Origin of the sequence: Pseudomonas sp. NyZ480, assembly GCF_029537255.1 — a bacterium.
Taxonomy (GTDB): domain Bacteria; phylum Pseudomonadota; class Gammaproteobacteria; order Pseudomonadales; family Pseudomonadaceae; genus Aquipseudomonas; species Aquipseudomonas taiwanensis.
On the sequence record NZ_CP120626.1, the window covers coordinates 567667 to 582117 of the forward strand.

The following is a 14451-nucleotide window of genomic DNA, read 5'->3' on the forward strand; positions in this document are numbered from 1 at the left end:
AGACTGACGACGAGAACCCATGGCCAATCCCAGCGCTAGCGCCTATAACGCAGACGCCATCGAAGTCCTCTCGGGCCTTGACCCGGTCCGTAAGCGGCCGGGCATGTACACCGATACCAGCCGGCCGAACCACCTGGCTCAGGAAGTCATCGACAACAGTGTCGACGAAGCCTTGGCCGGCCACGCCCGTTCGGTGCAGGTGATCCTCCACGCCAACCACTCGCTGGAAGTCAGCGACGATGGCCGCGGCATGCCGGTGGACATCCACCCTGAAGAAGGCGTGTCGGGGGTCGAGCTGATCCTGACCAAGCTGCACGCAGGCGGCAAGTTCTCCAACAAGAACTACCAGTTCTCCGGCGGCCTGCATGGTGTCGGTATCTCCGTGGTCAACGCCCTGTCGACCCAGGTGCGTGTGCGCGTCAAGCGCGACGGCAACGAATACCAGATGACCTTCGCCGACGGCTTCAAGGCCAGCGAGCTGGAAGTGGTCGGTACGGTGGGCAAGCGCAACACCGGTACCAGCGTGTACTTCAGCCCCGACCCGAAGTATTTCGATTCGCCGAAGTTTTCCATCAGCCGCCTCAAGCATGTGCTCAAGGCCAAGGCCGTGTTGTGCCCGGGCCTGCTGGTCAGCTTCGAGGACAAGTCCACGGGCGAGAAAGTCGAGTGGCATTACGAGGACGGCCTGCGTTCTTACCTGGTCGACTCGGTCAGCGAGTTCCAGCGCCTGCCCGATGAGCCGTTTTGTGGCAGCCTGGCGGGCAACAAGGAAGCCGTCGACTGGGCACTGTTGTGGTTGCCTGAGGGCGGTGACAGTGTTCAGGAAAGCTACGTCAACCTGATTCCCACCGCCCAGGGCGGTACCCACGTCAATGGCCTGCGCCAGGGCCTGCTCGATGCCATGCGCGAGTTCTGCGAGTTCCGTAACCTGCTGCCACGGGGTGTGAAGCTGGCGCCGGAAGATGTCTGGGAGCGCATCACCTTCGTCCTGTCGATGAAGATGCAGGAACCCCAGTTTTCCGGTCAGACCAAGGAGCGCTTGTCCTCCCGCGAGGCGGCGGCGTTCGTCTCGGGCGTGGTCAAGGACGCGTTCAGCCTGTGGCTCAACGCCCACCCCGAGATGGGTATGCAACTGGCGGAGCTTGCCATCAGCAACGCCGGCCGCCGCCTCAAAGCCAGCAAGAAGGTCGAGCGCAAGCGCGTGACCCAGGGCCCGGCGCTGCCTGGCAAACTGGCGGACTGCGCAGGTCAGGACCCGATGCGGGCCGAGCTTTTCCTGGTCGAGGGTGATTCGGCCGGTGGCTCGGCCAAGCAGGCGCGCGACAAGGAGTTCCAGGCGATCCTGCCGCTGCGCGGCAAGATCCTCAACACCTGGGAAGTGGACGGTGGCGAAGTCCTGGCCAGCCAGGAAGTGCACAACATCGCCGTTGCCATCGGTGTCGATCCGGGTGCCGCGGACCTGTCGCAGCTGCGTTACGGCAAGATCTGCATCCTCGCCGACGCCGACTCCGACGGCCTGCACATCGCAACCTTGTTGTGTGCCCTGTTTGTGCAGCACTTCCGGCCGCTGGTCGAGGCCGGCCACGTCTATGTGGCGATGCCGCCGCTGTACCGCATCGACCTGGGCAAGGAAATCTACTACGCCCTCGACGAGGCTGAGCGCGACGGTATTCTCGACCGCCTGGTGGCCGAGAAGAAGCGTGGCAAGCCGCAGGTCACCCGATTCAAGGGCCTGGGTGAAATGAACCCGCCGCAGCTGCGCGAGACCACTATGGATCCGAACACCCGGCGCCTGGTCCAACTGACCCTGGATGATCTGCAGGGCACCACCGAAATCATGGACATGCTGTTGGCCAAGAAGCGTGCCAGTGACCGCAAGAGCTGGCTGGAAACCAAAGGTAACCTGGCCGAGGTCCTGGTTTGATTCGTCTGCTGTTCGCGGCCTGCCTTGCGTTGGTTGCCCTGCCGAGCCTGGCGGGCAACTGGCCGGAGCTCAAGCTCACCGCAGAGCACCCGATCGAGGGCATGCGTGGTGGCAACCTGTCCGGTCTGGCCTTTTGCCGCGGCGGCTTATGGGGCGTGTCCGACCGGGATGACGACCGCATCTACCGCTTCGACCAGCAAGGTGCAGTCTGGCGTGCCCAGCCGCTGACCTTCACGCCGCCGCCCGTGCCGGAAAGCGGCTTGCCCTGGGGGCTGAAGTCGCGCAACTGGGCGGCTTCGTACATTCGCGGTGGCGAATTGGACTACGAAGGCATTACCTGCGATCAGGCAGGCAATATCTTCCTGGTCAGCGAGGCCCACGCGGCGGTGCTGCAGTTGCCCGTCGACGGGGAGCCAGTCTGGTTGAAGATCGACCCTGCGATGATTCGCCAGGCCCGTGCCAGTGGCATGCTGCTGAACTTCAATGCCTTGTTCGAAGGACTGGCGATCAACCCGGCGGGCGACCGCCTGTGGTTGGCAGCAGAGCGTGAGCGCCGGGGCCTGGTGGCGGTGCAGCGCCAGCAGTCGGTCTGGACCTGCGAGCGCAGTTGCGTGCTGCTCAGCGAGGCCGGTGTCGAGATGCAGCCCGCACAGATGCCTAACCCGCAAGCGTTATCGCGAGACTTTTCCGATCTGGCCTGGTTCGACGGCAAGCTATTCACGCTCGAGCGCAACGCCTACCGCATCTGCCGTCGCGATGCCGGTACGGGCACGGTCGAGCGTTGCTGGTCGTTCGCCGCCGATGCCCTGGTGGAGGGGCGCCGGTATGATCAGCCGTTCGGTCTGGCCGAGGCCTTGGTAATCGATGCGAAAGGGGCCTGGGTCGGCCTGGACAACAACAACGGCGACCGTGCCGACGGTGAAACGCGCCCGATCGTCTGGCGCTTCGCTGCGCCCGAAGGTGGTTGGAGTGCCAAGCCATGAGCCAGCCACCGGGAAAGCGCGCGGGCAAGGTCCTGATGTTCGTCGCCTGGGTGGCGGCGCTGTTTCTGGCCACGCGTTTTTTTGGTGATTGGGAAGCCCGTGAACACAATCCGAACGTGCACGTGCAGTCCGAGCATGGCGAAGGTTTCATCGAGGTGCGCTTGCTGAGCAATGGCCAGGGCCATTTCGTCGCGGACGGCGCGATCAATGGCCAGGGGGTGCATTTCATGCTCGACACTGGCGCTACGGATGTGGCGATACCCGAAACGCTGGCCCGCGACCTGGACCTGGAGCGGGGCAGCCCGGTGACCCTGAGCACCGCCAACGGTCGCACCGAGGGCTATCGGACTCGCCTGGACAGCCTGCAGTTGGGCGATATCCGCCTGCAAGGCGTGCGCGCACTGGTGGTGCCCGGTCTGGATGGCCAGACGGTACTGCTGGGCATGAGCGCGCTGAAACAACTTGAATTTACCCAGCGCGGCGGCACCATGCTGCTGCGCCAGAACCTGAAATGACGAGGCCCGCATGAGCGACTCACTGGAACTCAGCCTCGACGGCGTCGAACGCCGCTCGCTGGCTGACTTCACCGAACAGGCCTACCTCAACTATTCCATGTACGTGATCATGGACCGGGCCCTGCCGCATATCGGCGACGGCCTGAAGCCGGTGCAGCGACGCATCGTCTACGCCATGAGCGAGTTGGGGCTCGATGCCGACGCCAAGCACAAGAAATCCGCCCGTACCGTCGGTGACGTGCTCGGCAAGTTCCACCCCCACGGCGACTCGGCCTGCTACGAAGCGATGGTGTTGATGGCGCAGCCGTTCAGCTACCGCTACACCCTGGTCGATGGCCAGGGTAACTGGGGTGCGCCGGATGATCCGAAGTCGTTCGCCGCGATGCGTTACACCGAGGCGCGCCTGTCGCGTTACTCCGAAGTGCTGCTCAGCGAGCTGGGCCAAGGTACGGTGGACTGGGTGCCGAACTTCGACGGTACCTTGCAGGAGCCGGCGGTGCTGCCGGCGCGCCTGCCGAACATCCTGCTCAACGGCACCACGGGTATCGCCGTGGGCATGGCGACCGACGTGCCGCCGCACAACCTGCGCGAGGTGGCCAGCGCCTGTGTGCGCCTGCTCGACGAGCCCAAGGCCACCATCGAGCAACTGTGCGAGCATATCCAGGGCCCGGATTACCCGACCGAAGCCGAAATCGTCACGCCGCGTGCCGAGATCCTCAAGATCTACGAAAGTGGCCGCGGCTCGATCCGCATGCGTGCGGTCTATCGCGTCGAAGACGGCGATATCGTGGTCACCGCGCTGCCGCATCAGGTCTCCGGTGCCAAGGTGCTGGAGCAGATCGCCGCGCAGATGCAGGCAAAGAAGCTGCCGATGGTTGCCGACCTGCGCGATGAGTCGGACCACGAGAACCCTTGCCGTATCGTCATCATCCCGCGTTCCAACCGTGTGGATGCCGCCGAACTGATGCAGCACCTGTTCGCTACCACTGATCTGGAAAGCAGTTATCGGGTCAACGTCAACATCATTGGTCTGGATGGCCGTCCGCAGCTCAAGAATCTGCGTGCGCTGTTGCTGGAGTGGCTGGAATACCGCATCGGTACTGTCCGCCGCCGCCTGCAGCACCGTCTGGAAAAGGTCGAGAAGCGCCTGCACCTGTTGGAGGGTTTGCTCACCGCGTTCCTCAACCTGGACGAAGTGATCCACATCATCCGCACCGAGGACCAGCCCAAGCAGGCCCTGATCGCGCGTTTCGACCTGACTGAAATCCAGGCCGAGTACATCCTTGAAACCCGCTTGCGCCAGCTGGCTCGCCTGGAAGAAATGAAAATCCGTGGCGAGCAGGACGAGTTGCTCAAGGAACAGGCCAAGCTGCTCGCGCTGCTTGGCAGCGATGCGAAACTGCGCAAGCTGGTGCGCAGCGAGCTGATCAAGGACGCTGAAACCTACGGCGACGACCGCCGTTCGCCGATCGTCGAGCGCGCAGAGGCCAAGGCGCTGTCGGAAAATGAGCTGATGCCGACTGAGCCTGTGACCGTGGTGTTGTCGGAAAAGGGCTGGGTACGCTGCGCCAAAGGCCACGATATCGATGCCACCGGGCTTTCGTACAAGGCGGGCGACGGCTTCAAGGCGGCGGCTGCTGGTCGCTCCAACCAGTTTGCCGTGCTCATCGACTCGACCGGCCGCAGCTATTCGCTGGCTGCGCACACCCTGCCTTCGGCACGGGGCCAGGGTGAGCCACTGACCGGTCGTCTGACACCGCCGCCAGGTGCCACCTTCGAGTGCGTGCTATTGCCGGACGACGATGCGCTCTACGTGGTGGCTTCGGACGCCGGTTACGGCTTCGTGGTCAAGGGCGAGGACCTGCAGGCGAAGAACAAGGCCGGCAAGGGCCTGCTGAGCCTGCCAAACGGTGCCAAGGTGATGACTCCGCGCCCGGTGGCCAACCGTGAGCAGGACTGGCTGGCCGCGGTGACGAGCGAAGGGCGCCTGCTGGTGTTCAAGGTTGCCGACCTGCCGCAGTTGGCCAAGGGCAAGGGCAACAAGATCATTGGCGTGCCCGGTGATCGAGTGGCCAGCCGTGAAGAATTTGTCACAGATTTGGCCGTCATCGCCGAGGGAGCGACTCTTGTGTTGCAAGCTGGCAAGCGTACCCTATCCCTGAAACCAGATGACCTTGAGCACTACAAGGGTGAGCGGGGCCGACGCGGTAGTAAGCTGCCACGCGGGTTCCAGCGGGTAGACGGGTTGCAGGTGGAAGTCCCGGCATAAGCGAGTAGTCTGTCTGGAACGGCAATTTCAGCGTCGTTCCAGGCAGAAATGCTGGAGTCGGGCCAATATTTCGCGGATGATAGTGCCCTTGTGGTGCCGGCGTGGCCGAGTACCCGATTGAATCTACATGAGTATCACTGCGGTTTGCCTGGTGGCGACCGCCTGGATGGGATGAATGAAATTCCTGCGCCTTCCATTTGCGCTGCTGATGACGGGTTTGCTGGGACTGGGCGGATGCAGCATGCATCAGCCCATGGCCCTGTACCAACTCGATAGTGGTGATCCCGGCCAGCCTTCGCAGAGTGCGGGCATGGCCGTGGTGCTCGGCCCGGTATCGATCGCCGATTACCTGCAGCGCGAAACCTTCCTGCAGCGTCAGCCTGACGGCAGCTTGAGTTCGGCCACCGATGGCCGTTGGGCGGGCAGCCTGTCGGCGGATATCGATCAATTGCTGGTACGTCAGCTGGCCTGGCGCCTGGACAGCCAGCGCGTCGTCCTGGCCCCGGCGAGCACGGGCTTCACGCCGGACGTGCAGGTGCTGCTGTCGATTACCCGCCTGGATTCGGGCAAGAACCAACCGGCGATCCTCGACGCCCAGTGGCGTCTGCTCGACCGTCGTGGCCACGTCCGTGACAACCGCATCGTCCACCTCGAGCAGCCGCACGAGGGTAGCGAAGCTTCGCAAGTGCAAGCCCAGGGGCAGTTGCTGCAGAAGCTGGCTGAACAGTTGAGCACCGCGGTCAAGCCGTTGGCCAATCAACCGGCCATCGCCGAAGAGGCGCCGAAGAAACCCGCTGCACCGGTGCAGGTGAAGAAAGGGCCAGAGAAATCCAAGATTCCGATGGCGTCACCGATTCGTACCGATATGGAAGTCTATCGGTTCTGATCGAATCGCCAGGCAAAAAAAGGCCCGCATCGCTGCGGGCTTTTTTGTGTCTGGCATTCTGGCCATGCAGCCTCTGCAGGGCGCCGGTTCCAGGAACGCTTGGCCGGCGATCAGGCTCGGCGCTCGTGCATGCGCGCCAGTTGCCGCTCCAGCATCGACGGATAAGGCTCCATCAAGCGTTCTACGCAGCACGCGCCTTCAGGGCTGGCGATCGGCCGGATACGAGCCCGCTGGCGAATCAGGTTGTCATCGCTTATCTGGCGCTCGACCAGCAGCAGGTTGCGGCTGTGCTGGGACAGGGCCAGGGCGTCCTGGGCCTTTTCGGTCATCAGCAGGTCGACCTGCTCCATACCTTGCAGATCATCGCCCGATACCAGGCCCAACTGCAGTTGCAGGGTAATACCGCTGTCCGCCACTTCGATCTGCAGTGCATGGCCCAAGGCGCGCAGCAACTCGCCACAGCAGATGGCATTGGTCAGGTAGTCCTCGCCACTGTCGCCACTGTGGAAGAGCACCAGGGTGCTGCCGTCATTGAGCGTGTAGGTTTCGCCTTCGTACAGCGACGCCGCTTGTTCCAGGCAGTCGCGGTAACGCTCCAGCAGCTCGGTCAGGCGTGTGCGTGGCAAACGGCGCAACTGCTCCTGGGAGCCCAGCTGGACCGCTAGCACTGCGGTGTTCTGCGGCTCGCTGGAGGAGACAGCGCTGGCCTTGGGGGGGCTGTCTTCGTCCAACAGCCCGGCAAACGCCTCATCGTCTTCGTCGTCCGCCTGCGCCACGGCGTGCGCTCGTGGTGCTGGCTTGGCGGTGGTGGCGACGTCGTGCAGGTCGTCGAAGCTGTCCTCGTCGTCTTCCTCTTCCTCCGGCTCCGGGGGCGGAGGAGGGGCCAGGCGTGCGTGCAGTTGGCGAGCCAGGTCGCCGATTTCATCCTGACGGTCGGTAGCCGGGGTATAGGGGTGCGGATCACGCAGCCATACGCGCAGTTGCAGCAGCGGCGTGGTGATGTAACGGCCCTGGCGCAGGCTCAGGCTCAAAGCCAGTGCCAGTAGGATCGCAGCCAGGATGCCCATGCTTTGCAGGCTGATCAGCATCGGTTGCTGGAACTGGCTCATGTCCAGGCTGATGCGCAGTTGCCCGGCGGTCACGTCCTGGAAGGTGATTTTGGTCTGATACAGGCCCTCGGCCTCGCCCAGCAGGCTGTTGCGCGGGCGCTGGCCGGCTTCGGCCAGTATGCGGTTATCCACGCTGTAGATGGCGGCATGGGCTACCAGCGGGTTCTTCACCAGGTTGCCCAGCAGCACGTTGAGGCTGAGGATGTCGTTGGACACCAGCAACTCGGTCGCCGAGGTGGCGGTCTGGGTGGTCAGGCTCTGGCCAAGGGCGTCGGCCTGTTCGTGCATGGCCTGCTTGAATTGCAGGCCCATCACGCAGGCGTAGATCACTAACGCTAGCGCCACCAGGAAAATGTTGGTGATGGCGATGCGCAGTGCCAGGGGAATGCGACGTTGGCGCAGGGCACGGAAGATCATCAGGAAGAAGTTGTCTGGTTTGACGGGCGTAGGCCGGTTCACAGAGCGCGGCTCTTTATGGCGGAAAAGTGTTGCGCAGTATAGCGAGCCGTGTTTTGTCGGCAAAGTATCGTTGGCGCCCGATGGTCACGGAAAATCGGTAGAATGCGCATTTTTCATCGAAGTCGGAGCCAGGTTGTGCGCGAAATCGTCCTGATCAACATCACCGGTGAGGACCGTCCCGGTCTCACTGCGGCCATTACCGGCGTCCTGCTCCAGGGCGGAGTGAACATCCTCGACATAGGTCTTGCGGTCATGCATGGCACGTTGTCGTTCGGCATCCTGGTCGATATCCCGGACAACGAAGTGTCCACCCGCCTGCTGCAAGCCGTCCAGGCCAAGGCCCATGAGCTGAACCTGCAGGCGCGCTACACGCCCATTTCCGAGGCTGACTACCAGCACTGGGCTGACGGTCACGGTGAGGCACGCCACATCGTTACGCTGCTCAGCCGTAAGATCACCCCCGAGCAATTGCAACGGGTGAGTGCGGTCATCAGTAAGTACGAGCTGACCATCGAGCGCATCGAGCGCCTGTCGGCCCGGGTGGTGCTGGATGCCCAGCAGGAAAAAGGCAAGGCCGCCCTGGAGATCTCCGTCCGTGGCGAACCGAGCGATGCCCAGGCCCTGCGCGCGGACTTCTTCGCCCTGTCGGACGAGTTGAAGATCGACATCGCCTTCCAGAAGGACGACCTGTATCGCCGCAATCGCCGTCTGGCGGTGTTCGACATGGACTCGACGCTGATTGAGGCCGAGGTCATCGACGAGTTGGCCAAGGCCGCGGGTGTGGGCGAACAGGTCTCGGCTATCACCGAGCGGGCGATGCGCGGCGAGCTGGATTTTGGCGCCAGCTTCAAGGAGCGCATGGCGCTGCTCAAGGGCCTGGATGTGGGCGTACTGGACGAGATCGGCGCTTCCCTGCGTCTGACCGAGGGTGCCGAGAACCTGTTCGCCGAGCTCAAGCGCCTGGGTTACAAGACCGCGATCCTCTCGGGCGGCTTCTCCTACTTCGCCAAGCAGGTCCAGGCGCGCCTGGGCATCGACTATGTGTTCGCCAACGAACTGGAAGTGGTCGATGGCAAAGTGACCGGCGTGGCCGTGGAGCCGATCGTCGACGCCCAGCGCAAGGCCGACCTGCTGCAGCAACTGGCGAGCGAAGAGGGCCTGCAACTGGACCAGACCATCGCCGTGGGCGACGGTGCCAACGACTTGCCGATGCTCTCGCTGGCCGGCCTGGGCGTGGCCTTCCGGGCCAAACCACTGGTGCGTCAGTCGGCCAAACAGGCGATTTCCACCTTGGGCCTCGACGGCGTGCTGTATTTGCTGGGCATGCGCGACCGCGACGCGCGGGGTTGATCCCAGCCTCTGGTGCCCTGCACGGCACCGTGGGAGCGGCCTCGAGTCGCCAGAGGGCCGCCTGGCGGCCCTTTCCCGGCACAAGGCGGCGTCTGCGGGGCTGAGGGGCGTGGCAACTGGCTGCTACATCGCTGATTGCGAACTGTTCTAAGTCATCCTTTGATCACCATCTAGGCTTGGATCCGTACGGTTCACCCATCGACCGTGCTGGCCCGGGGGGAGTCCTCGTGGCTATCAACTTCAAGGAGATGAAGTTCATGTTCAAGTACGCAGTGGAGAATCAGTGGGGCGGTAACTCGGCACCTTGGCACCCGGGCGGAATCTGGGTAATCGGTGGCCGCGACAATCAGAAGGTGGTGTCGGTGGACGTCAAGTCGACCGATGGAGGTCAGACTCTGCAAGGTGTCATGACCTATGCCGGCGAGGGACCGATCGGCTTCCAGGGCAAGCGCATCGCGCAGAACCGCTACCAGGTGCAGAACCAGTGGGGTGGCAGCAGTGCCCCTTGGCATCCGGGCGGGGAGTGGGTGATCGGTGGGCGCGACAACCAGAGCGTCGTCGCCTTGAGCGTCAGGTCCGAGGATGGCGGGCTTACTCTCAACGGTACCAACACTTACAACAACGAGGGCCCGATCGGCTTCCGCAGCCTGCTCGGTTAGCCATTGCTGCCAAGAAGACGCCCCCGGCCTTGCGCCGGGGGCGTTGAAGCGATCAACCTTGTTGCGGCTGAGCCAGCAGCTGGCCCATGCGCACCGCCGAGCCAGCGCCCAGCGACTCGGCCCACTTCACTTGCTCTGGACCGAACAGCACGATGGCGGTCGAGCCCAGCTTGAAGCGACCCAGTTCGGCGCCTTTTTCCAGATGAATCGGCGCACGGCTGCCTTCGTCATAGCGGAACGTCTTCAGCTCACGCTTGGGGGGCGTGACCAGGCCTGCCCAAACGGTTTCGATCGAGGCGACGATCATCGCACCGACCAGCACCACGGCCATCGGGCCCCGCTCGGTATCGAACAGGCAGACCACACGCTCGTTGCGAGCGAACAGTTCGGGGACGTTCTCCGCGGTGGTCTGGTTGACCGAGAACAGGCGGCCCGGCACATAGACCATTTCGCGCAGGGTGCCGGCAAGCGGCATGTGCACGCGGTGGTAGTCCTTGGGCGACAGGTAGATGGTGGCGAATTCACCGCCCATGAAGGGCGCCGCCAGGGCAGGGTCGCCGCCCAGCAGCTCCAGCGCGCTGAAGCTGTGGCCCTTGGCCTGGAAGATCCGGCCGTGCTCGATCGGGCCCAGTTGGCTCACCGCACCGTCGGCCGGGCAAAGGATCGCGCCGGGGGTTTCGTCCAGCGGGCGCGCGCCTGGCTTGAGGGCGCGGGTGAAGAAGGCGTTGAAGTGCTCGTAGGCGGTGAGGTCTTCGACCAGTGCTTCGTTCATGTTCACCTGGTAGCGCTTGGCGAACCAGGCGGTAAAGGCATTCTTGAACCAGCGCGCGCGGCACTCGGCGATGCAGCCCGCCAGCCGCGACAGCAGATGATGCGGCAGCAGGTACTGGCTGATGATGAACAAACGGGATTTCATGCAGGTTCCTTAGACTTCTACAGGCGTGTCCGGGTGGTTGCCCCATTCGCTCCACGAACCGGCGTAAGCCTTGATGCGCGGGTAGCCAAGGGCTTTGGCCACCAGGTAGGTGAAACCGGAGCGGCGGTGGGTCTGGCAGTGGGTGATCACTTCCTTGTCCGGTGTGATGCCCAGGCTCTGGAGGACTTCGGCGATGTCCTTGCGGATGCGCAGGTGGTCGTTGAGGTCCATGCCTGCGGTCCACTCGAAGTTGATGGCCCCTGGAATGTGTCCGCCCTTGGCCGCCAGCACCTTCTCGCCAGAAAACTCTTGTGGGCCGCGGGCATCCCAGATCACCAGGTCGTCGGCACCCAGGCGGCTTTGCAGGTATTCGCGGGTGGCGGTGGGCTCCTGGTGCAGGTGCAGTCTTACCGATGTGCTGGCCGCGGCAGGCACGTCGGTGGACAGCTTGTCGGCCGGCCACGACTGGATACCGCCATTGAGGTAGTGGTAGGCCTTGTGACCAATCACATCCAGCAGCCAGATGAAGCGGCCGGCCCAGCCGCCCCCTTCATCGTCGTAGACCACATAGACGGCATCGTCGCGATGGCCGAGTTCGCCGAACAGCTTCTCCAGGTCAGTCAGGGCTGGCAGCAGGCCTGGCGCTGGCGGCTGGCCGAGCTGGGTGCGCTTGCCCTCGACGAAGCGTGCCCCGGGGATATGCCCGCTGACATAGCGGTTGGCGCTGCTCAGGTCGACCAGGATCAGTTGCGGCGAATTCAGGCGTGGCAACAGGTCCTCGGGTTCGATCACCAGGGGCAATCCGGAAAAGTCAGTCATCCACGTTCTCCAGTGTGGAAAGAGGGGCGATTGTAGCGCAAGGCTCAGGCGTTGCGGGTGGCAAACACCGCCAGAGCACGCTCGATGCATTGCGCGGTCTTGCCGAAAGCTTGCACGCTGACATCGGCCAGTGGCTTGCCGCCCTGGTCGGCCACGGCCAGCATCAGCACCTGGTCGTTGACCGCCAGCGAACGCAGCAACACATGCTCGCTGCGAAAGAACGCGCGCAGGGGGGGAGGCAGCAGTGCTGAGAACTGGGCATGGTTTTCGGGTGTCAGGCGCAGCTGGCCGGCCTTGCTGACCAGCTTCTGCAACAGCCTGTTCTGAGCAACCGGCAAGGCGATCGCCGCCGCCTCCTTGGGCAGCCCGGCGGCTTGCTGGACGCGCAGCAGGTCGCTGGCCTTGTCCAGGGTCAACAGCAGGATGCGCTGCATGCCGCATGCCTGCAAGGCTTGGCGCGCCTGGTTGGACAAGTGCACGGCGTTGGTGAATGGGCTGGGTTGCGCGAGCATCTGCTCGCACAGCTTGCGCCAGGCGCCCAGGTCCTCGCGGGTAGGGGGCGGTGGTGCCAGCATGTCAGGGTGCGGGCGGCGCTGATGCCATGGCCAGATAAGGGCTTCGGCAGGGTGGAACAGGGCATGCCTGGCGTGGCGGCGGGCGCTGGCGGCCGCCTGTTGGTGAACCTGTTGCTGCACGTCTTCCAGCGAAGTCTGCAGGTAGAGCGCGGTCAGTAACTGCCAGCGCAGTAGGTGCGGATTGTCCCAGCCGACCTGGGCCGCCAGCGCGAGGTTGTTGGCCAGCAGCACGGTGTTGGCCGGTTGATTGAACCAGCGGCTCAGGGCGGGCGCTTCGTCCAGGCGATGCTGCTGGCTCAGCAGGTCCTGATCGCGGGCGATGCTCAGGATCTGGCTCAGTTGCTCACGTTCTTCCAGCAGCAGGCGATAGCCTTGTGTCACCCATTGCGACAGGCGCCAGTGCTCGGCCACGGCTTGGCACAGCGCCAGGATGCGCACGCCAAACAGTTCGGACTCGACCTCTGCGGCCTCTTCGCCTTTGTGGATAACACGCAGCTCCCAGGCATCGAGCAGCTTCGGGTAGGCCAAGGCCATGGGCCACAAGGGCGACAGGAACAGCAGGCTGCCCCAGTGGATCTCTTGCCACAGCCGCGCCAGGCGGCTGGCGAACAGGCCGTTGGCCTGCTGCGAGGCGTGCTGGCTGATCAGCAGGAATTGGCGCAGCACGGGCGGGATATCGTCATCGGGCAGCGCGGGCAGGCGCATCAGCAGTTCCCGGGTACGCCCCAGGCCCAGGCGATTGAGGGCGATTTCCAGGCTTTCGGCCGGTTCCGCCAGGCTGGCGTTGGCCGGGTGATTGGCCTCGCGCATCACTGACAGCACCAGGGCCGGGCTGTCCTGCATCAGTTCGGCAATGTCGCGCAGGGAGCGGCGGCTGTCGTTGATCGCCGATAATACTGTGTCATGGCTCTGCTTCGGCACCGGCAATCGGACACTGTCCAGCAGTTTGATCCACGCGTCTAATGTACGCGGAGCCTGAGTAGGTACCTTAGTTTCAATTGGCATTTTGACATCAGTCCGAACTGGCTTTTCGCATTGAGTGGCTATAGTCTGGCGCAGTTCTGCCGATAAGTAGAAGAAGAGTTTTAAGGCTCCCGTCCCTCATCCTGACCACGACTGCAAGTGCTTTGAACCTATGGCTAAAATTATCGGCATCATCGTCGTATTCGCGAGCGTGCTCGGCGGGTACGTGCTTTCCCACGGCAAGATCGCGGCACTGATCCAGCCGTTCGAAGTGCTGATCATCGGTGGGGCGGCCTTCGGCGCCTTCATGCAGGCCAACCCTGGTTACATGACCATGCATGTAATCAAGAAGTCGCTGAAGATGTTTGGCTCGCGTTTTACCCATACCTTCTACTTGGAGGTGCTGGGCCTGGTGTACGAAATCCTCAACAAGAGCCGTCGCGAAGGCATGATGGCCATCGAGAGCGATATCGAGGATGCAGCGGCCAGCCCGATCTTCGCAAAATACCCCGCAGTGCTTGGCGATGAGCGCATGACCGCGTTCATCTGCGACTACTTGCGCATCATGTCCACCGGCAACATGGCGCCCCACGAGCTGGAAGGGCTGTTCGACATGGAGCTGCTGAGCATGAAGGAAGAGCTCGAGCACCCATCCCATGCGGTCAACGGCATCGCCGACGGCATGCCCGGTTTCGGTATCGTCGCGGCGGTACTGGGTATCGTGGTGACCATGGCTTCGCTGGGTGATGGCGACCAGAAATCGATCGGTCTGCACGTGGGTGCGGCGCTGGTCGGTACCTTCTTCGGTATTCTGGCGGCCTATGGTTTCTTCGGTCCACTGGCCAAGTGCCTGGAGCACGATGCCAAGGAAGAACTCAACCTCTACGAGGCGATCAAGGCCTCGCTGGTGGCCTCGGCCTCTGGTATGCCGCCTTCGCTGGCCGTCGAGTTCGGTCGCAAGGTGCTGTATCCGAAGCATCGTCCGAGCTTTGCCGAATTGGAACAAGCGGTTCGCGGTCGCTGA

12 protein-coding genes are annotated in these 14451 nt (G+C 63.4%); 8 read left to right on the plus strand and 4 right to left on the minus strand.

All coding sequences use genetic code 11. From position 1 onward, the window contains the following. Nucleotides 1-19: 19 nt before the first annotated feature. The 5 genes from parE to P3R38_RS02515 all read left to right on the plus strand — a co-directional run bounded on the left by parE (nt 20) and on the right by P3R38_RS02515 (nt 6577). On the plus strand, nt 20-1924 hold the full coding sequence (gene parE, locus P3R38_RS02495) for a DNA topoisomerase IV subunit B (RefSeq protein WP_277686796.1): 1905 nt from the start codon (nt 20-22) through the stop codon (nt 1922-1924). Next, nucleotides 1921-2907: an esterase-like activity of phytase family protein gene (locus P3R38_RS02500; RefSeq protein WP_023378445.1), complete on the plus strand. Its 987-nt coding sequence runs from the start codon at nt 1921-1923 to the stop codon at nt 2905-2907. Before parE ends, P3R38_RS02500 begins: the two co-directional genes overlap by 4 nt. Then, nucleotides 2904-3422, plus strand: coding sequence for a TIGR02281 family clan AA aspartic protease (locus P3R38_RS02505; protein ID WP_023378447.1), 519 nt, complete (start codon nt 2904-2906; stop codon nt 3420-3422). Before P3R38_RS02500 ends, P3R38_RS02505 begins: the two co-directional genes overlap by 4 nt. Nucleotides 3423-3432: 10 nt before the next feature. Continuing rightward, nucleotides 3433-5691, plus strand: a complete 2259-nt coding sequence (parC, locus tag P3R38_RS02510; protein WP_023378448.1) for a DNA topoisomerase IV subunit A — start codon at nt 3433-3435, stop codon at nt 5689-5691. 175 nt (nt 5692-5866) lie between these two features. Continuing rightward, entirely contained in the window at nt 5867-6577 is a 711-nt protein-coding gene (locus P3R38_RS02515; RefSeq protein WP_027907960.1) for a PqiC family protein, read from the plus strand. A gap of 110 nt (nt 6578-6687) precedes the next feature. Here the strand turns inward: P3R38_RS02515 and P3R38_RS02520 are convergent, their stop codons facing one another. Further along, nucleotides 6688-8145, minus strand: a complete 1458-nt coding sequence (locus P3R38_RS02520) for an AhpA/YtjB family protein (protein ID WP_027907961.1) — start codon at nt 8143-8145, stop codon at nt 6688-6690. A 135-nt stretch (nt 8146-8280) separates the two neighbouring features. On the opposite strand from P3R38_RS02520, the gene serB reads away from it, so the two are divergent. Together serB and P3R38_RS02530 are read left to right on the plus strand one after the other, a co-directional pair. Further along, a complete protein-coding gene (serB, locus tag P3R38_RS02525; protein ID WP_277686797.1) occupies nt 8281-9495 on the plus strand; it encodes a phosphoserine phosphatase SerB in 1215 nt (404 codons plus the stop codon). A gap of 257 nt (nt 9496-9752) precedes the next feature. Next, entirely contained in the window at nt 9753-10154 is a 402-nt protein-coding gene (locus P3R38_RS02530) for a hypothetical protein (RefSeq protein ID WP_027907962.1), read from the plus strand. Between the two features lie 52 nt (nt 10155-10206). Here the strand turns inward: P3R38_RS02530 and asd are convergent, their stop codons facing one another. From asd to P3R38_RS02545, 3 genes are read right to left on the minus strand one after another with little or no spacing between them, the layout of a single operon-like run. Continuing rightward, nucleotides 10207-11070 carry an archaetidylserine decarboxylase gene (asd, locus tag P3R38_RS02535; RefSeq protein ID WP_023378454.1) on the minus strand — a complete coding sequence of 288 codons (864 nt, stop codon included), beginning with the start codon at nt 11068-11070 and terminating at the stop codon, nt 10207-10209. 9 nt (nt 11071-11079) lie between these two features. Then, a complete protein-coding gene (locus tag P3R38_RS02540) occupies nt 11080-11889 on the minus strand; it encodes a rhodanese-like domain-containing protein (RefSeq protein ID WP_023378455.1) in 810 nt (269 codons plus the stop codon). 44 nt (nt 11890-11933) lie between these two features. Next, nucleotides 11934-13469 (minus strand): HDOD domain-containing protein, encoded by a 1536-nt coding sequence (locus P3R38_RS02545; RefSeq protein ID WP_023378456.1) that lies wholly within the window; start codon nt 13467-13469, stop codon nt 11934-11936. Nucleotides 13470-13599: 130 nt separating this feature from the next. Between P3R38_RS02545 and motA the strand changes: the two genes are divergently transcribed. Next, nucleotides 13600-14451, plus strand: coding sequence for a flagellar motor stator protein MotA (gene motA, locus P3R38_RS02550; RefSeq protein WP_023378457.1), 852 nt, complete (start codon nt 13600-13602; stop codon nt 14449-14451).